Source organism: Candidatus Leptofilum sp., assembly GCF_965223525.1.
Lineage (GTDB): Bacteria > Chloroflexota > Anaerolineae > Promineifilales > Promineifilaceae > Leptofilum.
The window spans coordinates 2,189,106-2,213,467 of sequence record NZ_CBDCWX010000005.1; the positions used below are offsets into that span (position 1 = coordinate 2,189,106).

The window sequence follows — 24,362 nt, forward strand, 5'->3', positions numbered from 1 at the left end:
TAATTGAGTAATTGGGTAACTGAGTAATTACCCATTACATTTCTTCCTATTCATTCCGCCCAAACAGCCCCTGCGGCAAGATGAGCAGGATGATCACCATCAACAGCACAGTAGAGGCAGGCACCAGCGGTGGGGATGGCTTAAATGGCTCGGCCAAAAAGGGTAGATTGATACCAATTTGCCCATATTTAATGATGAACTGTTGTAGCAAGCCTACCAAAATGGCACCTGCGGCTGCGCCGGGGAAGCTGGTTAAACCGCCAATGGCCAGGGCAATCAGTGCCAGCAGCAGCAAGCGCGTGCCCATGTCGGTAGATAGCCCGATGGATGGTGCTGCCAAAATGCCGCCCAACGCTGCTAAACCCACGCCCATGGCAAAGACAAAGGTAAACACCTGCCGGACGTTGATGCCCAACGCCTCAACCATCTCGCTATCCTGTACGCCCGCGCGAATAATCATGCCGATGCGGGTGCGCTGTAAAATGAGCCAAACCAGCAGCAGCACCACCAGCCCCACCAAAATAATGAAGACTTCGTTGTAGCTGCGAATACGGCCGTTAAACAAAAGAATCGTCGAGCATTGATTGGCTATCAAATCACCAAAACTGGTGGCCGGACAGCTATCGCCGCTGCCGCTGAACAGAGCTGCCTTCGGCATGGTAAATTCAGGTCGCCCCCAGATGGCGCGTACCACTTCAATCACAATGAAGCTCAATCCCAGGGTGATCATCAGTTGGTAAATGGGACGGTCGTACAACGGCCGTATCAACGCCACCTCAATCAGCCCTCCAATTACAAAACCCAGCCCCGTTGCTACCAGCATGGCTACAAAAAAGCGGGCAGTGGTGCTGATTCCCAGCAAAAAGTCAGTAATGTTGGAGTTAATGAAGAATGTAACCAGGCCGAGTATCGTCAGAACGGCCGCTGTAATCCAGGTGTTCCGTGAAATGTGGGTACTCATCGTGCCCGCTTGCCGCCGCAGCCTAAATCCGGCAATAGCCAACGCCAGTAACGACCCACCCAGCAAAGTTCCAAAAACGCCAAGCGGCCAGCCAGCTGGCGGGCGCACCGTTTCCAAAATCAGATTGTCTTGACTTAAGGCCAACGAGTAGGTGATGGGACTTTCTGCATATACTTCGGGGTTCCAAATGGCCAGTGGGAATCGGGCGTACGCAAGCCACAAAATCACGGCTCCTAAAATGAGTGCCAGCCAGGGCCAAATATGCGTTTGCGCCTTTAGTGCAGGTACACGCTGAATTAAAACGCGCCAGACAGGCAACAGCACAAAGCCTACAATCGTCAGCAGTAGCGGCGACAAAATATCCACAAAGGTATCCGGGCGCACAAACACCGTCCAGCCAACGTAAGCCCCCACCATAAACATTTCGCCATGCGCCAAATTCAACACGTCCATCAAGCCCAAAATTAGCGATAGCCCAGCCGCTACTAGGAACGTAATCATCCCCACGCTCAGCCCACGCAAAATGGTGATCAGCCAATCATCCGTTTCCATGCCTTGAACGGCCGTAAAAAACAAAAACGCCAACACCGCCAACGTAATCAACCGCGTCCGGTTTGCCCTCAATGTCCCTATTGCATCTGCCATACCTGCTCCGTTTTCTGTAATCGGTTATCGGTATTCGGTAATCGGTTTTACGATTACTGTTCACCGCTTACGGATTACCGAATACCGTCACGCTGCTCCCAAATACCGATGAATCGTTGCCTTATCCTGCACCAACTCAGACATCATGCCATCCTGCACAGAATGGCCTTCATCAATAATCACATACCGCTGAGCCAGCCTGCTGGCAACCACAAAATTTTGCTCCACCAACAGCACGGTCGTTTCGGCCGATAGCTGCTGAATCGCTTCCATCATTTGCTCAATAAGCACTGGCGCTAACCCCTCGCTCGGCTCATCAATGAGCAGCAAATCGTTATCAGGCACCAGCGCCCGCGCCACCGCCAACATCTGCTGCTGCCCGCCAGAAAGATTCGTGCCAGACAGCTTAATCAGCCGCTTCAAATCCGGGAAAAGCTCAAAAATAAGCTTCTCCTTACGCTCAAAATCCCCCTTCTTGCGCTCCGCGATCCGCAAATTTTCCAGCACACTCAAATCACGAAAAATAGCCCGATGTTCCGGCACAAAGCCAATGCCCATAGCCGCAATGTCAAAGCTGCGTCGCCCCTGAATCGGTTCGCCATTAAACAAAACAGAGCCGTCACGCGGTGGCGTTAACCCCAAAATAGATTTCAGCGTGGTGGTTTTGCCCGCGCCATTGCGCCCCAGCAAGGCCGTGATGCTCCCTTTGGGCACCGACAGCGACACCCCTTCCAAAATGTGGAACTGGCCAATGAAGGTGTGAATATTGTTAACTTCTAAAAGATTTTCCATCAATAATTCCAGATGATCTTCCCATGACCAAGAAGTTGAACTTTTTACAAAAGTTTAACTTCTCACTGGGCTTACTGTGGCGATGCGGCCGAATCCTCATACAAATGACCCAAATAAGCCGTCTGCACCGTCTCATCGGCCGAAATTTCGGCTGGCGTACCCTCGGCCAACACGCTGCCATGGTGCATCACCGTAATTTTGTCAGAGACGGTCATTACCACGTTCATATTGTGCTCCACTAGCATCACGGTTTTGTTTCCTTTAGCCTGAATTTTTTGGATGAGCGCCATCAGCTCCGGCACCTGCTCTGAGGCCATGCCCGCTGTCGGTTCATCCAGCAGCAAAATTTCCGGGTCTGGCGACAAAATCATGCCCAGCTCCAGCTTGCGCTGCGCCCCGTGTGGCAAGGTGCGGGCAGGCAGCAAGGCTTCATTCATCAAGCCTACCTGCTCAATCACTTCCCAGGCGCGTGCTTCATACTTTGTAAAGGCGCGGTGGGAACGAAACAGTCGAAAGCTGTCTTTGCCCAACGCCTGCGCTGCCAAACGAATATTCTCTAGCACTGTCAGGTTGGGGAAAATGTTGGTAATCTGGAAAGAACGGCCGATTCCCAAATGCACTGTCTTGTACAGGGGAACATTGGTAATATCTTTGCCCCGCAGCAGCACTTTGCCACTCGTAGGCGGAATATTGCCACTCAGCAAATTGAAAAATGTCGTTTTCCCAGCACCATTTGGCCCAATGATAGAGTGCAGCGACCCTGCTTCAACTTGCAGGCTCACATTATCCACCGCTACCAATGCTCCAAACTCCCGCCGCAGACTTTTCGTCTCCAGAATGATTGAATCGGCCATCTCGACTCCATTTACCGTAATCGGTGTTCGGTAAACGGTAATCGGTCTCTCAGAACCGATTACCGTTCACCGATTACGGATTACCGTTTACCGATTACTCTCCACTAAGGCTGCCTACAGGCAAATCGCCACAGCGGTCTACCAACTCTTCTGGCAACAGACAAGGTACATCTGGCCGGTTGGTGTCCACCAGTTCAAAATATTTGAACTCAGTGTCATCCACGTTTAGCAGTGTGGCAATGTACATATCCTGAATAGCTACATGGTCTTCGGGACGGATGTAGATGGTGCCTTTTGGTCCTTCAAACTCCATGCCTTCCATGGCGTCAATCAGAGCCGCGGCGCTGGCATCGCCGCCAGTGGCCTTCAATGCTTCCACAACCAGAATGGCTGCATTCATCGCATCGGCATCAAACAGATCAGGGAAGGTGCCAAGCTGCGCTTGGGTTTGCTCCACCAGCCAATCGTTGATTTCATTGTCCGGGAAGGTGTAGTGGTAGAGGATACCGCTGGTAGAACCAATGGCATTGGAGAAGAAAGCGGGCATGACCACGTTGTCTACAAAGCCTGCGGCCATTGGAATCTCATCTAGTACGCCGCTGTCGGTGGCAGCTTGCAGCAGCGGCACGAAGCCACCGCCAGCCCAGGTTACAATGAACGCTTCCGCGCCATTATCAATCGCGTCGAAGATGGGATCCATATAGGAGGTGAAGTCAGTGGTGTCGGCTGGGGCAAAGATATCGTCGCCGACAAAGGTTGCCCCTTCCAGCGTACAGGCATCGCGGAAAGCCGCAGCACTACCTGTGCCAAAGGAGTAGTCCGGCGCAATTTGAACCAAGCTGCTGTATTGGCTAGCCAAGTAAGCGCAGATGTTCACAGCGTCTTGGTAGTTGTTACGGCTGGTGCGGAAGGAGTATTCATTGAAGGTAGCACCCGTCAGATCATTAGCAGCAGCGGGGGCAGCAATGTGGATAACTTCGTTTTCACGCGCCAGTTCTTGCAGCGTAGCGGTGGCACCGGAGCTAACCGTACCCACCAAAATATCCACACCTTCAACCTCGATGAGCTCACGGCCAACAGTGGCGGTATTTTCTGGGTTGCTCTGGTCGTCACGGACGTAGACTTGGATTTCGCAGCCATCCACCATGTAAGAGGTGTAGCCGTCGCCTTCGGTACCAGGTGCGCCAGTGGCATATTCCATGCCCAACGGGAAAGCGCGCGTCACGTGTGCGCCGTAAATGGCCAAAGCGCCTGTTACATCGGTGATAAGCCCCACTTTGATTGGTTCTTCACAACTGAGTTCGGCCATGGCTTCGTCTTCCATTTCTTCATCAGCCATTTCCTCTTCGTCAGCAGTTTCTTCATCATCGCCGCCCGTGGCTTCTTCAACGGCCGCTTCTACTGTGGGTGCCACTTCTTCAACAGCCGCTTCCACAGTGGGGGCAATCTCTTCGACAGCCGCTTCTACAGTAGGGGCAATCTCTTCAACCGCATCCTGTACCTGCTCAGCGGCATCGTTGATCGCATCTTCGGTGGCGGCATCACAGGCAACCAGCACCAAAGAGAGCATAAAAATCATCAGGGTGAGTAAAGTGATTCGACGTTTCATAGGTTTTTCCTCCAAAATAATGTAACGAAATTAGATATTTCATGGCCCAAGTTGGGCGTTACTCTCTGTCTGCGCTTCATTTCATAAGCACCTCCATTACCAAAATTTTCAACTTCATTCCAAATCTTTCACCAGAACCAACGCCTCGCCTTCACAGACGACAGCGCCAGCCTGAGTTACACAAGTTGTGTGCAGGTTTGCCAATGCTTTTTCTGGTCGCAGGCGAATGATTCGGACAACGGCCGTTACTCTCTCACCGACATGCGCCACACCCGGAAAAGCCAGCGACTGCTTGAGCCAATTGGTGCCGCGCCCAGGTAGCTTGGTGCCTAATAAATCTGAAAACATGCCGCTGAGCAGTGAGCCAGGGACAGTTTCCTCATCCGGTTTGGCGGCAGCAGTGCCAAATTTCAGACCTTTATCGCTGGAGAGCTGCCGATAGAAGGCGATGTCTTCGGCGGTGAAGGTGCGGCTGGCACTGGCTTCTTGACCAACGGCTAGATGGTTCATATTGCCATTTTTGGTAGCCACCTTTGCTTGCTTTCTGCCACGCGCTTCAACAAAATCTCGGAAGCCATCAATGGCTTCAACTGTAATCATTTGAGCCACAAAATGGTCAAGCTCCGTTGCTAATCGTGCCGCTATTTCACTGCGGTTTAAGTGCAGCAGCCGCTTGGTGTGGCGAATGCTGCCCTGCTTTTTGGCGGCGATAGCTGCGGCGATGCTCAAAGCTTCTGCCTGAATTTTTTCTGCTGGGACGACACGGTTTGCCAATCCCCAGGATACGGCCGTTTCCGCATCAATCGCCTGGTTCAAATACAAAACCTCAGCGGCGCGGCGTGGTCCAATGATCAGGGGCAGGAGTACCGCCCAGCCGCCGTCTGGGCTAGGGCCAACCTCGCTGTAAAAGGGGGCAAAGCTGGCTTCTGGTGCCACCAAAACGATGTCTGACCCCAATATGAAGCCCATCGAGCCGCCCGTGACAATGCCATGTACGGCCGTAATCACTGGCACGGGCAAATCGATCATCGCCAAAATAACCTGGTTGAGCAGCCCCACAATTTCTCTGGCGAACGGTTCCATGTTATCGGCGTGCTGCACAAAGCCTAGCGCATCCCCGCCTGTGGAGAAGGAACGGCCGTTGGCTTGCAGCACCACCGCCCGCACCGACTCATTTGCAGCTACGGTTGCCAGCACGTTTAGCATGGCTGCCAGCATGGCCGGAACCAAACTGTTGTGCCGCTGGGGGCGATTGAGGGTGATAACGGCCGTTGCCCCTTCAAAATGCAGCAAAACAAGCGATTCGGATTGCGTCATAATAAAATCACTGCTTCCCCAGTAAAGGTGACTGTGCCTTCATGATTTTTCATTTCGGTTAAAAGTTGCGCCTCATTTCCGCTTTGCCCCAACATTTTCACAGAAATCGTCATTGGCTCATCGGCGTAGGTGGGTGCTGGAAACATCAACGATTGCGAAAGCTGCACCGCGCCTGGAAAGTGACGGCTAATGACGCCACAAACCACGCTGTACAAAAACATGCCATGCGCCACCGTGCGACCAAACCGCGTTCGTGCCGAAAATTCAGGATCAACGTGAATAGGGTTATCATCCCCGCTCAATTTGGCAAAAGCACCAAATTCTGCCTGGGTGAATGTCCTCTCTTCCTGAATCGTTGTTTCTAAATCTAGTTGCATATTATTGTTTAGACACTGATTTTCACGGATTTGCATTGATCTTTTTTGCTTTTATCCGTGTCCAAGACATCAAAAGACTTAGCTGCTAGTTGTTTAGAGCAAGTTGCCTGAAAGACTTTTGATGTCTGCGTCAAGAGTCAGTCAGCAGCCACCATTTCGCGTAGTTCGCGTTTTAATACCTTGCCTGCGGCCGTGCGCGGCAGTTCCTTTACAAAACGCACCTGCTTGGGAATTTTGAATCGGGCTAATTTGCCCTGGCAAAAATCAATTAGCTCCTGCTCGGTCAGAGATGCGCCTTCTTTGGTAACGACCAGCGCCAGCCCAACTTCTTGCCATTTGGGATGCGGGATGCCGATAACGGCCGTTTCCGCCACGCTTGGATGTTGGTAAATCACATTTTCCACTTCGGCTGGATATACATTTTCGCCGCCGGAGATGAACATATCCTTCCAGCGATCCACAATGGTGTAAAAACCTTCATCGTCGTAAACGGCCGCATCACCAGAGTGCAGCCAACCGTCGCGCAGGGCTTCTGCCGTGGCTTCTGGCATGTTCCAGTAGCCCGTGGTGACGTTGCCACCCCGAATACACAGTTCGCCCACCTCGTTTGGCCCCAGCACATTGCCATCCCGATCCATAATGCACACCTCGGTATGCAGCACCGGCTTGCCGACAGACCCGGCCTTGCGAACCGCATCCTCTTTGGTGAGCAGGAACACCGTTGGCCCGGTTTCCGTCATGCCAAACCCTTGTTGGATGATGATGCCTCGGCTGGCGTACTCATGCACTACCGACGGGGGCAGGGAGGAGCCGCCGCTGCCCCAGCTACGGATGCTGCTTAAATCGTATTGGCTGAAATCGGCCGTTTGCGCCAGCATCAGGTAGATGGCAGGCACCAGCAAAATGACGCTCACCTGCCACTGCTCAATCAGTTGCAGCAGCCGCGTTGGTTCAAATTGGCGCATCACCACCAGCGTACCGCCAGCATGGAAGATGGGGCCTGCATACAAACCCAGCCCTCCAGCGTGGAAGCACGGCAGCACGTTCAGGTTCACATCCCGCGAAGACAAATCAATAGCCTGACCCATGCCCACGGCGTTGTAGAAAAAGTTGCCATAGGTCACCTGTGCGCCTTTGGGGCGACCCGTGGTGCCGCTGGTGTACAAAATGGCCCAGGTGTCTTCATATTTCATACGTGGGTCGGGTATGCCTGCTGAGTCACCCGCCGCGAGGGCTGCCTCGTAGGTCCAATCGTCCGCTTCGGCCTCTGCTCCCAGAAAAATCCAATGCTCGACTGAGACGGTTTTGCGTAGCGCAACGGCCGTTTCCGCAAAAGCCTCGTCCACAATCATCACTTTTGGCTGGCAATCATTCACAATAAATGCCAACTCTGGCACAGAAAGCCGCCAATTCAACGTGTTGAGGATGGTGCCGCTCTTGGCGCAAGCAAATAGGGCAAAATAGTAATCGGTGCTGTTGTGCGCCAAAATGGAGATACGATCCCCTTGTTCTAGGCCAAGCTGATGCACAAAAAAGTGCGCCAGTCGATTGGCACGCTCGTTGAACTGGGCGTAAGTTAGCTGCTGCCCGCTGTGGTCATCAACCAAAGCCAGCTTGTTTGGCGTGCGCTCTGCGTGGCGCTGAATCCAATCGAAATGGTACATGATTAGCCTTGCAAAAATTCCGTGACAATGGCAACGGCCGTTTCTGGCTGTTCAAATGGGAAAAAGTGACCGGCTTGTTGGATGACGGCCGTTTTTGCGTGTGGCATGACGCCTTTGAGCAAATCTACATTGGCGGGCGGGACTACTTTGTCTTCATCCCCAGACATGATGAGCGTGGGCGCAGTGACGGCCGTTAATTGATGCTCAAAACAGGCCGCTTCAGACATCAACGACAGCCCCACGCCCATCTGCGCCTGGTAGCCTGCCGGGTCAACGGGATTCTGAGCGCGATAGTTGAGCCACGCCTCCACAACCTCAGGCTGACGTTCAGCAAACCCTTCGGCGCAGCTAATGAGGATACCATTCCGCAGCCGGGTGACGGGGTCGCTGGTCATGTCCATAAGCACAGCCAAGGCTTCTTGCGTCACGGGCACGTGGCGCGGCCCGCCAAAGTTGGTAGCCGACAAAATCAGATGTGTCACTTTTTCAGGATAAGCCAGCGCAAATGCCTGCGCCACAAAACCACCCATCGAATGCCCGAAAACGGCCGTCTGCTCAATCGCCAGTTCAGTCAGCAAACCTGCCAAATCATCGGCCAACAGTTGGGCATTGTACGGCCCGGCGGGCTTGTCGGTTTCCCCTGACCCCCGGTTGTCGTAGCTGATCACAGTGAAATTTTCGGCTAGCCCGGGCACCATCTTGTGCCACATCCAGCGGCTGTAGCCCAGCCCGGCCACTAGCACCAGCGGCGATCCGTTGCCTTCAATTTCGTAGGTCATTGTGATGCCGTTTGCAGTTAGTTTTGCCATATTTTTCCTTGTTTTTTGATGCGTGAAATGTGATGCGTGACAAAACTCACGTTTCACGTTTCATCCTTCACGTTTCCAAATACAGTTTCTTTGAGTTCTGCTTTGATCACCTTGCCATAGGGCGAGTAGGGCAGGGCATCGATGAAGATGACACGCTTGGGAATTTTGTAGCGGGCTAGCTTGCCCTGGCAATGCTTGATTAACTCAGCCTCGGTGACGGAACGGCCGTTGCTCACCACCACCACCATCACCCCAATCTCACCCCACTTCTCGTCTGACTGGCCGATAAGTGCCGCTTCAGCTACGGCGTCGTGTGCCACAAAGATGGCTTCGACCTCGGCGGCGTACACATTCTCGCCCCCGCTGATGATCATGTCCTTGAACCGCCCAGCAATGTAAAAGTAGCCATCTTCATCCTGCCGCGCCATGTCGCCCGTGTGGAACCAGCCGTCGCGCAATGCTTTGGCGGTGGCTTCCGGGTTTTTCCAGTAGCCACTGGTGACGTGCGGCCCTTTGATGAGCAGTTCGCCGGTTTGATTGGTGGGGACGGTACGGCCGTTTTCATCCACCAGCTTCATTTCACTATGGAAAATCGGTTTGCCCACCGTGCCCGGTTTCTTCACAGGATCGTCGTTGTTCATGCTGAAGCAGTTGGTGCCCACTTCCGTGAGGCCGTATCCCTGGCGGAATGGCTTGCCCGTCGCCTGCCGCCACGCCTCGATGAGCGACACCGGGCAGGGGGCACCGCCGCTAATGAACCAGCGGATGGTGCTGAAATCGGTTTTTACCAGTTCTGGCGAGTCCAGCCACATTTGGAAAATGGTGGGCACGCCCAGCAAAACGGTGCATTTTGTTTCTTCAACAACTCGTAATGTCTCTACGGCATCAAACTGGCGCAGCAGCACAATTTGCCCGCCCACGTAAAACAGCGGCGTCAGGAAAACAAACAGCCCGCCAGAGTGGAACATTGGCGTAAAAATGGGCGAAATATCGTCCTGCGTTAATCCCCAGCTAATGACGGTGTTGATGGCGTTCCACACAATTTGGCGGTGGGGAATCATGGCACCCTTTGGCTTCCCGGTGGTCCCAGAGGTGTAGAGAATGCAGGCGGTGTCGTTGGGATGGAGAGACGGCCGTTCCGGTTCCCCATCCTCTGCCTTCGCCAACTCATCTTCATAAACCCAGGCGTTGGCAAGCTGTGCGCCTTCCACGCTCACCAGATGCGCCACTTGAATGTTGGGCAGCATCTCTGCCAGGGTGTCTGTAAATTCTGGCCCGCAAATAAGCAGTTTGGAGCCGCAATTTTGCACGATGTAGGCCAGCTCATCGGCCACCAGCCGCCAATTTAGCGGTGCAAAAATCGCCCCGATTTTGGTGGCGGCGTACAGCAAATCAACGTAAATGACGCTGTTGTGCGCCAGCAGCGAGATCACATCCCCTTTTTGCACACCGAGCTTGTTTTGCAAAAAGTGGCAGGCGCGGTTGACCCGCGCGTTGAGTTGGGCGAATGTAAAATCTTGCCCGCTGGCGATTTCGCGCAGTGCCACCCGGTTGGGGGTTAATTCGGCTCGTTTGCTTAGTAAATGTGATGCGTTCATCTTTACTAGAGACTGATTTTAGTCTCTAATCTCCAGTCTCTTGCAAAAAGGTAATAATTTCCTGCGCCAACGTTTCCACATTTTCGCCAAAGAGCATGGTCATGTGGTTGCCGGGGACGGCTTTGTAACGGCAGTTGGGCAGGGCGTTTACCGTTTCCTCGGCTTGGGCTGGCGGCACGACGGGGGACGTGCCCGGCGCGCCAAAGGAGCCAGGTGCGTGCAGCATGATGGTGGGTTGCTGCACCCGGCCGAAAATCTCTTGCCATGGTTCATCCAGACCTTTGTCTACTGCTTCGGCGATGGTTTCTGGCTTGGAGCGTGCCTGTACAGAGCCATCGTCGTAGGTTTGCACATCGGCGCGGTAGTAGTTTTCTACGGCCGTATCCCAATACCCCTGCCAATACGCTGCACTTTTCACTGCATCCCGATACGCTTCCCACGATGGAATCCGCTGCTTGAGCCTGTCCAACGATGGCTTGATTAGCTCCCTGACTCTGGGGTGCATAAAGCCGGAATCCATCACAATACATTTGCTGACGCGCTCCGGGAAGTTGGCCGCTAAGTAGCAGGTGAGCAGACCGCCATAGGAATGTCCGGCCAAAATTACTTGTTCCAATCCCAAATTATCCATCAGCCCCAAAATATCGGCGGCGTGTTCGGCCATGCTGTAGCCAGTTGCTGGCTTATCGCTCTGGCCGCGCCCGCGCAAATCCACCGCCAGCAGCCGATTGGGCAAGCTACTGGCCGCCAGCCCATCAAAAAAGTGGGCGTTGGCCGACAACCCGTGCATGATGATGACAGGCGGCTCGCCCCCAGGGTGGTCCAAGTAGTGGAGGGTGATGTTGTTGGTTTGGGTGAATTTGTCCATAGTCCAATTTTCAGTAGGTCAGTTGGTCAGTGTTCAGTAGGTCAGTATTCAGTTTTGGTTTGACTGATTACTGGCTCACTGATTACTGAATACTAAATCTCCGTTCCGCGCTCCTGCCAGTATGGCTGGCGCATGACGCGCTTGAGCGTTTTGCCCGCCACGCTGCGCGGAAAATCATCCATGATGACGAGGCGGCTTACTTTTTGGTAGCGGGCCTCGACGCGCTCGTTAACCCAGTCGCGTAGCTCGGTTTCGCTAATCGCGCCCGGTTCATTCAAAATGACGGTGGCCATGGGGGTTTCGCCCCACTTGTCGTCTGGTATGCCGAAGACGGCCGTTTCTCGCACCGCCGGATGCTGCACAATCAACTCTTCAATATCGCGTGGGTATACATTCACCCCCCCAGAGATGATCAAATCTTTTTGCCGATCGACGAGATAAAGGAAGCCATCTTCATCCACATGCCCCAAATCGCCGCTGTGCAGCCAGCCGTCCCGCAGGGCGTTGGCGGTGAGGTCTGGCCGTTTGTAGTAGCCCGCCATGGTGATGGGGCCGCGCCCCACAATTTCGCCCACCTCGCCAGGAGCGCACGGCTTGCCTTCCAGGTTCACAATCTTCATTTCGTACAGGGGCGGCGGTGCGCCCACGCTGCCTGGCTTGTTGGGATAATCGTATTTGTCCAAAATGGTGACAAAGCCTTCGGTGAGGCCGTACAGTTCGTAAAAACGGCCAGGCAGGTGGCGGTCTAGCGCTTCTTTGTGTTCCAGATGCAGCGGTGCGCCCACGGAGCAAATCATCTCCAGCGATTGCATTTTGGCAGCATCGAAGTTGGGTGCGTGCATCATGGCAATGACCTGGGAGGGTACCATGAGCAGATGCGTCACTTCTTCTTGTATCACCGTTTCGATAAGTGCCTGGGCATCAAAATAGGGGTGCAAAATGTAGGTGCAGCCCTGAAACATAGCGGGCATAAGGGTGAGAAAAGCGCCGTTGAACACCAGCGAGCCTGTGTGCAAAATGACGCTTTCCGGCGTGATGCGGTAGGCGGTGGCGAAGCCAGTGCAATAGGCGGCGCGGATGGCATGGGTATGCACAATGCCTTTGGGCAGCCCGGTGGTGCCGCTGCTGTAGATGATGTTGTACGGATCTTCTTCATGTACGGCCGTAAAAGGAGGCTCGGTTTCGGGGGAAACGGCCGTTAGTGCCTGATAATCCTGGTATCCACCCAAGTTGCCATCAATCAAAATGAAGTTCGCCGCCGGGATGTTGGTTAGCTCGTCGCGAATTCTGTCCAGTTCGGGGGCAAAGCCTGCATTGGTGACCACGGCCACACTGTCAGAATCATTCAGGAGGCGGCTGAGGCCGCTGCCGCGTAGCATCGGGCTTAGGGGCACGATGACCACGCCCAGCTTGGCCACTGCCCAAAAAAGCTCTAGCTGCTCTAGGCAGTTGGGCAAAATGGTGGCCAGCTTGTCGCCTTTTTGCAGCCCAAGCTGCACCAGAGCGTTGGCAATGCGGTTGACACGGCCGTTTAGCTGGTGAAAGGTAAGGGTATGATTTTGGAAGATGACGGCCGTGTGGTGTGGACGATAGGTTGCGTGCCGGGGTAACAACGTCCCGATGTTCACGTGCATAAAAATCCCTCGTTTTGCTGCGCTTCTTCCTGTCAGCAGTCGCCAAAATCGAGCGGCTGCTCATCCGTTTGGGCAGTTTAACAAAGCGAGGTTGCCTAAAAGTAACAAACTGCCCAATTGCAGAAAATTGGGCAGTTGAGCTTGCTGAAGAATTACACAGAGCGATGACTGCCCGCACGAGGTGCGAAGCGCCCTCGTGCGGAGAAGATGTTGGGAGTTTTGCACTTTTTGGTGGTGGGACGCCCCCAACTGTGGTTGCGCTTAACGATTCCGTGTCGTATTTTGCTTTTAGGCTGGTGTTGGTTCCTCGACAGACAGCAGTTCTTCGACGAGGGCGTCTAATTCGGCTTCGTGTTCATCGGCAAGCTGCACGCCAAGCGCCAGCAGACGCTCCATGTTAGCAGGCGTTACGTTGTCCATCTCGGCCAGTTCGGTGTCATCTTTGGCAATAGTGGCCTGGAGCCGCAGGTAGCTGTTGGAACGGCCGTGTGCCGTGAACAACTGCCGCATCTGGTAATCTACCGTTTCCGACATCCCGGCCATCATGATATCAATAAGCGGTTTGATCCATTGCACCATGCCCCAATCCTTCACGTTGTGGTACGGGTACGATCGGGATATTTGCCCGGTACCCAATGACAGGATGACCATATTTTCGGCAGTGGGTTGGTCTGCCAGCTTGCGGTACGCTTCCACATAGGCGCACATGGTGGGATTGTTGGCGAAGAGGCCCCCATCTACATAAGCGTAGGGCGTACGGCCGTTTTCACCCGGCATGGCTTCAAAATAAGTTGGTGCGGCCGATGTAGCCCGCGCCACCACCTTGATTGGGTAATCCTTGTCGTCGTTGCGGGCGTCATGCTGGGTGAAGAATTTGGCTTTGCGCCGCGTCACGTCGTAGGCGGTGATGAGGCATGGCTTGATGAGCTGACTGAGCCACAAATCCCCCACGCGCTCGTCAATCAATCGCTCAAAACCAGTCGCCTGGTACCGCTCATCAACCAGACCGTTTAGTGAGCGGATGCGCTTACTCAGCGGTGCATCAAAAATTTCTGTTCCGTGATTCAGATACAAGTCTACGATCTCTTGCGCTGTAAACGCTGGCGTCCACTCATTCTCGCCTGGAGCTAGCAGCAAGCAGGTAATCAAACCACCGGTGCTGGTGCCTGCAATCAGGTCGAAATATTCGGCCAGATAAGCGTCATTCCGCCCAGTGCGCTGCTGGAGCTTACGCTCCAGGCTCACCAAAATCCGCGCCGGAATCAGACCACGGATACCACCCCCATCAATTGTAAGAATACGCGTCTGTTTGTTCATGACAACCTCCTGCAAAGTTAAACGAAGGAACGGCCGTTTTTGCGGGATCGGTTGTGTGAAAGGGGAGTGAATGTTTGTTTGTATTTAGGGAACGACACAGGGTGATTCAGGCTCTGTTTCAAGCTGCCCACTGCCATTGGCCGAAAACACCAAGCGATCCAGGCGAAATCCAGCCGACCGAGCGGACAATTCTATTGTATGAATTCCGGCTGTCACGTTCTTAAAAATGGCTGCACCCAAATTGCCACCTTGGTCGAAGTTGAAATCATACGTCCAGGCATTGATTACGTTAGAAAAGGATTTTATCCAGGGGCCGTTGTCTAACCTGACCCAGACGTCGTTGTACAAACTAGGGTTGGTGGGATGAGAGTTGCGGATATTTAGTTGGTAATCGCTCGATTTTGTTACGCTGATGGGGTAAGTGAGGACGCCGATGCCGGGAGTGCCATACTGTTCTGGCCCGCGCCAAACGTAGTAGCCATTGCCGGTGTAGCTGGGAAAACTAGTTTCAAACTGCCAATCTTCTGCTGCAGGTACAGATTCTATTTCAATCACAACGGCGTCATCTGTTTCCATATAAACACAAGGCGCCTCAGGCACCATGATGAGCGGTAAATATGTAAAAGCTTCGGCCGGCGAGGGGCTGGCATTTGCCATGGCTGGTTGGTTGAAAGCAAAGCGAGATTGTGTGGGTTGACCACTGCCATTGCGCAATAAAGCGACTATTGATGATAGGAAAACGGCCGTCACCACTGCAAAAAAAAATAGGTGACGTAATTGTTGAATGGGTCGTCGGTGCATAAAAATCCTTCCAGCTTAAATCAGCAAGAGCGCCCCTAGTTTAATTGTGGAACTGATTTGGTTCAAACGATGATGGTGTACAGATTGGTTTGTGTTCGGTTCCAGTCAAATAAATCTTGCACCGATTGTAGCCACGACTGGTATTCTGGGTTGGTGGCAGCCCAGGCGTTGAGTGCCTCAAATTGAACCAGCGTATCAAAGCGGGAAACCACATGAATGTGAAAGCTGTCTCCAGCGAAATTGGTTAGAATTTCGGTTTTTGCTCCGTAATTGTTAAGTAATTGGCATAGCGACTTTAATTTTTCAATGCCTTCGCTGCGCCTTTCGGGTAAGTGGTAAACGGTCACGGTGCGGTAGTAACTCAATTTTTCCCCTTCAGGAATCGTGCGTATTGCCTAAGGCGGCAAAGTCGCAATTTTTCCACGAAGGACACGAAGTTACACCAAGTAATAGTTCTTCGTGTATCTACGTGCGGCTTTGTGGATAAAAAATGTTGTGTAACCAAAAATTAACAGAATACGCAATACAAAGATGGTTATCTCTCTTGAACATGAGCGGAATAAGGTGCGGTTAGGGTAGGAAACGGCCGTCAGCAATTCGTGAACAGTTTTCGCGTAAAGCGGACTTGCGTTTTACAATTCATCATGGCGCAGCTTACCCTTTCCTTTTTAGGCACATTTCAGGTGAAATTGGGCGATAAATCTATTACTAAATTTCGCTCGGCCAATGTGCAGGGATTGTTGGTTTACCTGGCGCTGCATCCGGGGCGAGCACTGTCACGGGATGTGTTGGCGGCGTTGTTCTGGCCCGACGAGCCAGACAGTACGGCCCGGACCAACTTCCGCCAGACGCTGTACCAGTTGCGAAAATTGTTGGAGAAGGGAACCAGTGAGGAACGGCCGTACTTCGTCGTCACCCGCCAAACCGTGCGATTTAACCCCAATAGTGACTACCAATGCGACGTGACCGCTTTCTTACAGGCGCTGAAGCTGGGGGATTTGGCAACGGCCGTTGGCCACCCAGATGGTTGTTATGCTGGCGAACTACTGCCCGGGTTCACCTGCGATAGTTTGGAATTCGAAGCGTGGCTGCGACGAGAGCGAGAGCGGTTGCATCGCTCAGCGTTAGATGCGCTGCAGCAGCGCACCGATTGGCTGCTGGGCAGCGGTAATTTGGCTGAAGCCAAAGCGCTAGCGCAGCGACAGTTGGCGTTAGAGCCGTGGCGCGAACTGTCGCACCGCCAACTCATGCAGGCACACGCCCTGGCAGGCGACCGCCAGGCGGCAAAGGCTCAATTTGAACGGTGCAAAGCAATTTTGTGGGCGGAGCTAGCTGTCATGCCAGAACCGGAAACCAGCGAACTGGCTGAAAAGATCAGTGCTGGCGATGAAATCACCATTCAGACGCGCCAACAGCATAATCTGATTGCCCTAGTCACCCCCCACTTTGGCCGTGAGGCAGATTTGGTCGCCGTGCGTGAACGCATTACCAACCGGGATTATCGGCTGGTGACGTTGGTGGGCGAGGGGGGCATTGGCAAGTCGCGGTTAGCACTGGAAGTGGCGTGGCAGCTGCGGCAGCAATTTGCCGATGGCGTTTGGTTTGTGCCGCTAGCTGGTGTGGAATCTACAACGAATTTAGAAGATGCAATAGCTACGGCCGTATTACAAGCCCTCGATCAACCATTGGCGGGACAACAACCCAGCAAAGCACAGCTACTTATCTTTTTGCGGGAGCGAAAAATGTTGCTGGTGCTGGACAATTTTGAACCGCTGCTGGATGGGGCGGGGCTGGTGCTGGATTTGCTCCAGCAGGCGAAGGGCGTGTGCATCATTTGCACCTCGCGCGAACCGCTGAATTTCCAGGCAGAATGGGTGCTGCCGCTACAGCGCCTGCCGCTGCCGCTCATTGCTGACCCATTTTTGAACACAACGGCCGTTCCCCAAGACCCTACCACCTTTCCCGCCGTACAGCTTTTTATGGACCGAGCCCAGAGGGCAAACGGCCGTTTCCAGCTCAACAATGACAATATAGACGACATTGTGACCCTGTGCCGTCTGCTGGCAGGCTTGCCGCTGGCGTTAGAGCTGGCTGCGGCAGCGTTGCGGCATCAGACCCCGCCCCAGCTTATGGCAGCCCTTCAGCATTCTATTGATACATTGGCTACGCGGCGGCGAGACATTCCACTACGCCACCGCTCCATGCGGGCCGTGTTCGATAGCTCATGGGTGTTGCTCACCGAGGCAGAGCGGGCGCAATTGGCCAGCCTCTCAGTTTTCTTGGGACCATTTAGCGAAACCGCAGCCGAGGCCGTGACAGAGGCAACGCTGCATGAGATACACACTTTGGTAGAAAAATCGCTGCTGCAAAGGCAGGAGGATCGGTTTGCGCTACATGCCCTGCTGCGCCAATTTGCCGCTGAAAAGCTGGCCGGTTTCCCCAACAATCAGGCCATCGTGCGGCACAGCCATTACTATTTGCGGGCGGTGGCCGATTTGGCTGACGCGCTCAACGGCGAGATGCCGCATTTGGCAGTGCAGCGCATTGCCCGTGCCTGGGAAAATGTGAAGGGGGCGTGGGCAACGGCCGTAACCCATCAAGATTATTCGCCCATTCTGGCGGCACTCGTCCCCCTCTCCGACTTTTGCCAGCTTCGCGGTTTTTACCGCGAAGGGTTGCGCCTTTTTACACATGCGGCAGACGGTTTGCAGGCAAAGGAACAGCCGGAAGCCCTGGCTCAACTGCTCACCCAACAAGCGGCCATGTACGTCCGCCTGTCAGATTACCCACAGGCAATCAAAATAATTGAAGAAGCATTGCCCCAAACAACCGAGGCGTGGCTCATCGCTCGGCTAAACATCACCTGGGGCGAAGCGTTGTGGCGGCAGAGTCAATTGGATAAAGCGGCCAGACGGTTACACAAAGCGTTAGCTGGTGCTCAAACTCAAAATTTTGAGTCGCTGATTGGTGTGGCTACCTATCATATTGGCGTTGTAAGCACATTGGCTGGCAAAAATGAGGCATCTTTGGTTAATCTTGAGGCTGCCTTGGCGATTTGGCAGCGGCTTAAAAATCTTCGGTGGCAAGCAAATACCCTCACCAGCATGGGGTTTGTGGCGCAATCGTTGAATCAATTGGGGCAGGCAGAAAGCTACCTGTATAAAGCCCTCAATGTGAATCGGTCTGTGCAGGACGTTCGCGGTGAAATGAATACATTGGGCAATTTGGGCAGCTTGTTCACAGCCCAGCAGAGGTTTGAGAGAGCCAAAAAAATGTTTGATGTTGCCCTGCAATTGGCCGAGCAAACGGGCGATCGGCACATCCAGGGAATGCTAAATTACAATCTGGCCTGGAATTTTTGGCAAGCGGGAAATGTTGATGGAGCGAAAACGGCCGTTGAAAAAGCGCGCCTATTTTTTGAACAAGTGGGGGATCAGGATTGGTTGGGAAAAGCTTCAGCACTGCTAGGGGAAGTTGAAATGAAAATTGGCTAGAAAAGAAGAAACGGGAATGAACTTGTCATCCATTCCCGTGGGGTACGTTGTTAGCCACCAGTGTGGCAACCGCCACTGCTACACATCAAGGTCACATCAACAACTGGCTTAATTAAAAGTACGATCTGTGACAAAAATAGAACACCCGAAATCATTACGCTATACATTTGAATCTCCTTTACGAACTGATTGTTCCGATACAAGTTGTGGGGCATTGGGTGTTCCGGCCGGTTGTCCCTTTGCTTAAGTGATTGCAGGATAGCGAACGGCCGTCTCTAGTTCGTCAGCAGATTTTTGGGGTAGCGTCAGCGAATCGTCAGCGAGTTTTTGATAGTGGGAGACAAAAAAAAGAGTATCGCCTAGACGACACTCTCAGGAAAAATATGGCCTCAAAGTTGAGGATGTGAAACAGTTTGGTTAGGCTGCCGTGCTGTGCTTATGACCATTGGTAGCGAGGGAAGCAACAGCCGCCGTGCTGGCTGATTTTTCAACAGTGAAATGCGGGTTGACGGTGGCAAGTACCTCATCGAGCGGTGCGGAGGTTAGCTCTTTGACGTTAGGTTCTCCCGTGCCGTCTGGCCAGCGTATCAGGCGAATGTGGCCATCTGCAATCTCTAACCCCGTAATTTTGCCATCAGAGAAGCTACAGCAGCCGCTGTTAAAGTAACAAGATTTTTCAGTTTCAGGGTATGCTTCGTCTGCATGTGTAGGCTGGTTGCCTTGCGCCCGCACCCATTCCAGCTCAGCGGCAAGGGCGGCTCTTTCGGCAGGGTCAGCAGCATTGGCCAACGCTTCTACCAACTGGGCTTCGTGCGTTTTGGATTCAAAGACGGGGTAATGCGTGTGACCCGTGATGAGAACCAGATTTTTTTGTGCCTCTGCCCAGTTGTACATGGCTTCATTGGTGCGTTTGCGTTTGCGCCAGTCGGTGGCTGGGGTGTTGAGGCGTTTCCTGGTGATTTGCTGAAAGTATCGCCAAAAGTAGCGTACAAACAGGCGCGAAAAATGGGTCAGATAATCACTTTCTATTGAGCCTTGATGACCGTGTACCAAATAAAATTCGCCCACTGCTTGCTCACCTTTTTGAACCGGGATTTTGAGGCTTTCAAAGACGGTTAGCGCTTTGTCTCCAAAATATTTCCGAAAATAGAAATTGACGAGACGGCCGTATTTCCAAATATCATCATGGTTGCCAAAGACGCGATGGTAACGGCCGTCTTCGTGGAATTGCGCCTCCAATTTAAGCGAATGCTTGTATTTCTTCAACACTTTGGACGGCCGTTCTTCCCACAACTCCTCCACATCACCCAAGGCAATCAGATGGTAGCCCATCTCAAAATAGTAGGCGAGTGCCGCGTTGTAGGCACGCTCAGATGCTTGAAAATCATCCGCGCCATTTCGCCCGCCCCGATGCTGATCTGAAAAGATGATGTATTTTGTGTGATTATCATCCAGATTGATGGTTGGCAGCTCAGCCAGACATGCTTCATTGGCATAGGCTCGACTTAGTCCGGCGATGATATTTGCTTCTAAAAAAGAGTGCCAACCTGCTTTTAATGACTTCTGTTGCCACATTTCTACGATGGCTTGCCAAATACGTTTTAACATACGATTCCTCCAAACTTGCGACGGAGACTTTTGAAGTTTTGTCACAAAGTTGCATTGCTTCCAGAGATAAAAACTTCAAAAGTCTGGTTGGTAATTTGATAAACGAAAATCTTATCAATGTTCCTGCGTCAGTTTAAGCAGCAGTCGTCAGCAAAATGTGAACAGGTATCGTCAAAAACGGCCGCTTTGCGTAAAATGGCTCATGTCCCTGCTAGAAGTCTCTTTTTTTGGCACATTTCAGGTGAAATTGGATGGGGTTCCCCTTACTAATTTTCGTTCGGTGAACACGCAAGGGTTGCTGGTTTGTTTGATCTTGCAGGCGGAACGACCGTTCCCCCGCGACCTCCTCGCCACCCTCTTTTGGCCCGACGTGCCAGACAGCACCGCCAAAAAAAATCTGCGCCAAACCCTCTACCAATTACGCCAACTGCTTGAAATAGGAGCCACAGAGGACACGGAGAAAAAAGAGGGCTTATCTTCTCAAACCTCTATGTCCTCTGTGGCAAAAAATCCCTTCTTGTTGGTAAGCCGTCAAACTATTCAGTGGAACCCGGAATGTGATTACAGGCTGGATGTGCAGGCTTTTTTGGCAGATTTGGCGCATGGGGAATTGGAAACGGCCGTTGCCCAATACCAAGGCGAACTCCTCCCCGGCTTTACCTGCGACAGCCTGGAGTTTGAAAGTTGGCTGCGGCAGGAGCGGGAACGCCTGCACCGGCTGGCACTTTCGGCAATGGATGATTTGACTGAGCGACAAATCACCCAAGCAAATTTTGTGGCGGCCCAAGCAACAGCCCGTCGCCAGCTTGCTTTTGAGCCGTGGCGAGAGTCTGCCCATCGGCAGCTCATGCGGGCGTTGGCGCTGGCTGGTGACCGCAGTGCCGCGCTGGCACAGTTTGCCATCTGCCAAGAAGTGCTGAGTGAGGAGCTAGGTGCTCCGCCGGAGCGCGAGACGGCCAATCTGGCGGCGCAAATTGAGGCGGGTGCCTTTGGCAAAGACGAGGCTGACCTCATCGCTGGAAAATATGAGTTGGGCGAACAAATTGGGCAGGGTGCGATGGGAACGGTCTATCGCGGGCGAAACAGGCTGACGGGGCAGCCTGTCGCCATTAAAATGCTGGATCGCAGTCGCGTGGCGAGCGATCCACAGCTTGTTGAGCGGTTCCGGCGTGAAGGAGACGCATTGCGCCAGTTGTCTCATCCTAACATTGTGCAGCTGCTGGCCACCGATGAAAAAGAAGGCCATCATTATTTGGTGATGGAGCTGGTCGAGGGGGGTGATTTGCTCGACTTTTTAGGAAATCAGCCCCAGCCACCGTTGTCCCAAGTGTTGAGCATTGTCCTCGACTTAAGCGACGCGCTGACGCGCGCCCATCGCCTGAATATTTTGCACCGGGACATCAAGCCCGCGAATGTGCTTTTGGACGCAAACGGCCGTCCCAAACTAACCGATTTTGGCATTGCGCGGCTGGGTGAGGATTCCACCCTCACGCAACATGGGGCAATTTTGGGCACGGTAGCCTACCTCAGTCCGGAGGCGTGTCAGGGTGAGCCGCTGGACGAGCGGGCGGACATTTGGGCCTTTGGCTTGCTGCTGTATGAGATGCTGGCGGGGGAACGGCCGTTTGCCAAACCAACCTCCGCCGCCACCGTCATGGCCATCTTGCAAGAACCCGTCCCGGACATTGGCCAAATTCGCCACGATTTGCCGCCAGCCCTCACTGATTTGCTGGAGTACATGCTGCGAAAAGATAAAAATGAGCGCATCGCCTCAGTGCGGCAGGTGGGCGCTGCGCTAGAGGCCATTTTACAGGGCGTGCAGGCTGGCACAGCGAATGAAATTGTTCTCAATACGCCCCCGCCCGTGTCCGAGCCGGTTGCGCCGCCACCCGCTGCGCCCACCGGCCCCTTCCAGGCGCCCAATGCGCCGCCGCACTTTGTGGGGCGCGAGGTGGTGCTGGCGGAGTTGGCCGATTTGCTGCGGCAGGAGCAGGTGGTGGCTCTGGTGGGGATGGGAGGCATTGGCAAAACGTCGTTGGCAACGGCCGTTGCCAACCATTTGCGCCCTCACTTTGCCGATGGCGTGCTGTGGGCCAACACGCACAGCAGCGACCCCAGCAATATTTTGGAGCTGTGGGGTCGGGCTTACGACCACGATTTTAGTGGATTGACCGATTTGGCCAGCCGGGAAACGGCCGTACGCAGCCTGCTGGTAGACAAGCAAACGCTGCTGGTGCTGGACAACGTGGATGACGCTGCCGAAGCCCGTCCGCTGTTGCTGCATGGGGGACATGGCGCGGTGTTGCTCACCACCCGCAACCTGGACATTGCCGCCGCACTCAACGCCCACGCCTACCTTGTGCCGGAACTGTCGGCAGAGAGCAGTCGGGCTTTGCTGACCGAGATTTTGGGTGAGCAGCGCGTTCAGGCTAACCCGGATGAAGCGGCCGCCGCTGAACAAATTGGTGACCTGCTGCACCACCTGCCGCTGGCGGTAGAGATTGCCGCCCAGCGGCTCAAGTCTCGCGCCCGGATGAGCTTGGCAGCAATGGCGCAACGCTTGCAGGATGAACAGCAGCGGCTCGGCTTGGCCATTAGCGATTCGGCCGTGCGGGCTTCATTTGAAGTAAGTTGGGATGCCCTGGACGAGGATTTGCAGCTATTTTTCACCAAGATTGCCGTGTTTGGTGGACGGCCGTTCACCGCCGAAGCCCTGGCCGCTGTGGCCGACTGGAACGAGTATCTGGCCGCAGATGATTTGTACACACTCACCACGCTCTCGCTGGTGCAAGAGGTGGGTGAGACGCGCTACAAGCAGCATCCGCTGCTGGCTGACTTTGCCGCCGAAAAGCTGGGCGACAACGACGTCGCCAACGAGAGGATGGTGCGCTACTTCCTCGAATATGCTCAAGAGAACCAGGAAAATTTCGAGGCACTTGATCCAGAATGGGAAAATTTGCTGGCGTCTGTACAGGTGGCGCACGACGAGCGAATTTGGCGGCTGGTGCTGGATTTGACGGCCGCTTTGGGAACGAGTTGGTTTAGATACGGCCGTTATCACGATGCAAATACCGCCTATGCTCTGGCAGAAACGGCCGCAAAAAAGCTGGACTCTGACGAAGACCTGGCGCACACGCTGCTCAACTGGGCCGAGGTAGCCATTGAGCAAAGTAATTATGATGCGGCGTGGGGAAAGCTGGAAACGGCCGTAAACATTTACTATCGGCTCGAAGAGGGTGCGGGCATTGCAAAATCATATTACTTTCAAGGTTGCATCCTATTTGACCAGGGTCATTATCAAGATGCTGAAAGACAGTTGCAACAAAGCATTGCTTTTGCCAAACAGCTTAATGATGAAGAGATAGAAGCCAACGCCACTGAACAATTAGCCAGGGTTTATTTTGAATTAGATGACAACATTGAAAGGGCTAAGCAGGTTGCCGAACATGCCATGGAAATGCACCGAACTATTGAAAATCAATTTGGGCAAACAAAAATGCACAGATTATTGTCCAATATTGAAATTCGGGACGGGAACCTAGATCAGGCTAAAAAACAGGCAATCAGCGCAAAAGAAAAAAGCGAACGCATTCAAGACCCTGTAGAAAAAGGGCTGGCAAACTATTTGCTGGTTGCTATTTACAGTATGCAAGAAGCGTACACTGAGGCAGATGTATTGGCTCAAGAAAGCCTGGATGGTTTTCGTCGGCGCGGCAATAAACGATACGAGGCTATGGTTTTAAATGAAATTAGTTTAAATCATCTGGCGCTAGGTGAACCCGAAAAATCTCTGAAAATAACTCAGCAAAACCTCAAAATACTCCGCGAGATTGAAGAGCGGCTGGGGTATGCCTATGCTTTACGCCATTTAGGTGATATTTATAAACAACTTGGGCAACCTCAACAAAGCCTAAACGCTTGGCTAGAGGCAAAGGAAATTGCCGTATTTTTAAACCACAACCATTTGTTGAGTCAGCTCAAGAACAGGCTAGAGGTCTAAATTAATTGATTTTA

Annotated in this window: 17 protein-coding genes; 2 read left to right on the top strand and 15 right to left on the bottom strand. The window is 53.3% G+C overall.

Annotated elements, in window-relative coordinates; genetic code table 11:
- Positions 1 to 46: 46 nt before the first annotated feature.
- The 14 genes from ACOQPM_RS15050 to ACOQPM_RS15115 form a co-directional block, all read right to left on the bottom strand.
- Positions 47 to 1,606, bottom strand: a complete 1,560-nt coding sequence (locus ACOQPM_RS15050) for an ABC transporter permease subunit (protein ID WP_420630084.1) — start codon at positions 1,604 to 1,606, stop codon at positions 47 to 49.
- Positions 1,607 to 1,693: 87 nt separating this feature from the next.
- Positions 1,694 to 2,398, bottom strand: coding sequence for an ABC transporter ATP-binding protein (locus ACOQPM_RS15055; RefSeq protein ID WP_420630085.1), 705 nt, complete (start codon positions 2,396 to 2,398; stop codon positions 1,694 to 1,696).
- A 71-nt stretch (positions 2,399 to 2,469) separates the two neighbouring features.
- Complete coding sequence (locus tag ACOQPM_RS15060) at positions 2,470 to 3,252, bottom strand: ABC transporter ATP-binding protein (RefSeq protein WP_420630086.1); 783 nt, start codon at positions 3,250 to 3,252, stop codon at positions 2,470 to 2,472.
- Between the two features lie 94 nt (positions 3,253 to 3,346).
- Positions 3,347 to 4,861, bottom strand: a complete 1,515-nt coding sequence (locus tag ACOQPM_RS15065) for an ABC transporter substrate-binding protein (RefSeq protein ID WP_420630087.1) — start codon at positions 4,859 to 4,861, stop codon at positions 3,347 to 3,349.
- Positions 4,862 to 4,975: 114 nt separating this feature from the next.
- Complete coding sequence (locus ACOQPM_RS15070) at positions 4,976 to 6,178, bottom strand: enoyl-CoA hydratase-related protein (protein WP_420630088.1); 1,203 nt, start codon at positions 6,176 to 6,178, stop codon at positions 4,976 to 4,978.
- Complete coding sequence (locus tag ACOQPM_RS15075; protein ID WP_420630089.1) at positions 6,175 to 6,555, bottom strand: MaoC family dehydratase; 381 nt, start codon at positions 6,553 to 6,555, stop codon at positions 6,175 to 6,177. Before ACOQPM_RS15075 ends, ACOQPM_RS15070 begins: the two co-directional genes overlap by 4 nt.
- Before the next feature lie 137 nt (positions 6,556 to 6,692).
- Entirely contained in the window at positions 6,693 to 8,219 is a 1,527-nt protein-coding gene (locus ACOQPM_RS15080) for an acyl-CoA synthetase (protein ID WP_420630090.1), read from the bottom strand.
- A 2-nt stretch (positions 8,220 to 8,221) separates the two neighbouring features.
- On the bottom strand, positions 8,222 to 9,028 hold the full coding sequence (locus ACOQPM_RS15085) for an alpha/beta fold hydrolase (protein ID WP_420630091.1): 807 nt from the start codon (positions 9,026 to 9,028) through the stop codon (positions 8,222 to 8,224).
- A gap of 53 nt (positions 9,029 to 9,081) precedes the next feature.
- On the bottom strand, positions 9,082 to 10,626 hold the full coding sequence (locus ACOQPM_RS15090; protein WP_420630092.1) for a class I adenylate-forming enzyme family protein: 1,545 nt from the start codon (positions 10,624 to 10,626) through the stop codon (positions 9,082 to 9,084).
- A gap of 25 nt (positions 10,627 to 10,651) precedes the next feature.
- Complete coding sequence (locus ACOQPM_RS15095; RefSeq protein WP_420630093.1) at positions 10,652 to 11,494, bottom strand: alpha/beta fold hydrolase; 843 nt, start codon at positions 11,492 to 11,494, stop codon at positions 10,652 to 10,654.
- Positions 11,495 to 11,586: 92 nt separating this feature from the next.
- Positions 11,587 to 13,128, bottom strand: coding sequence for a class I adenylate-forming enzyme family protein (locus ACOQPM_RS15100; protein WP_420630094.1), 1,542 nt, complete (start codon positions 13,126 to 13,128; stop codon positions 11,587 to 11,589).
- 288 nt (positions 13,129 to 13,416) lie between these two features.
- Positions 13,417 to 14,445: a CBASS cGAMP-activated phospholipase gene (locus tag ACOQPM_RS15105; RefSeq protein WP_420630095.1), complete on the bottom strand. Its 1,029-nt coding sequence runs from the start codon at positions 14,443 to 14,445 to the stop codon at positions 13,417 to 13,419.
- Between the two features lie 84 nt (positions 14,446 to 14,529).
- Positions 14,530 to 15,246, bottom strand: a complete 717-nt coding sequence (locus ACOQPM_RS15110; RefSeq protein ID WP_420630096.1) for a hypothetical protein — start codon at positions 15,244 to 15,246, stop codon at positions 14,530 to 14,532.
- 62 nt (positions 15,247 to 15,308) lie between these two features.
- On the bottom strand, positions 15,309 to 15,611 hold the full coding sequence (locus ACOQPM_RS15115) for a hypothetical protein (protein ID WP_420630097.1): 303 nt from the start codon (positions 15,609 to 15,611) through the stop codon (positions 15,309 to 15,311).
- 234 nt (positions 15,612 to 15,845) lie between these two features.
- Between ACOQPM_RS15115 and ACOQPM_RS15120 the strand changes: the two genes are divergently transcribed.
- Positions 15,846 to 18,740 (top strand): tetratricopeptide repeat protein, encoded by a 2,895-nt coding sequence (locus ACOQPM_RS15120; RefSeq protein WP_420630098.1) that lies wholly within the window; start codon positions 15,846 to 15,848, stop codon positions 18,738 to 18,740.
- Between the two features lie 417 nt (positions 18,741 to 19,157).
- On the opposite strand, the gene ACOQPM_RS15125 is transcribed toward ACOQPM_RS15120, so the two are convergent.
- Positions 19,158 to 20,348 (bottom strand): metallophosphoesterase, encoded by a 1,191-nt coding sequence (locus ACOQPM_RS15125; protein WP_420630099.1) that lies wholly within the window; start codon positions 20,346 to 20,348, stop codon positions 19,158 to 19,160.
- 157 nt (positions 20,349 to 20,505) lie between these two features.
- Here ACOQPM_RS15125 and ACOQPM_RS15130 point away from each other — a divergent pair, with 157 nt between their 5' ends.
- The gene (locus tag ACOQPM_RS15130) at positions 20,506 to 24,348 is read left to right on the top strand and encodes a protein kinase domain-containing protein (protein WP_420630100.1); all 3,843 of its coding nucleotides are present in this window, start codon (positions 20,506 to 20,508) and stop codon (positions 24,346 to 24,348) included.
- Positions 24,349 to 24,362 lie beyond the last annotated feature (14 nt).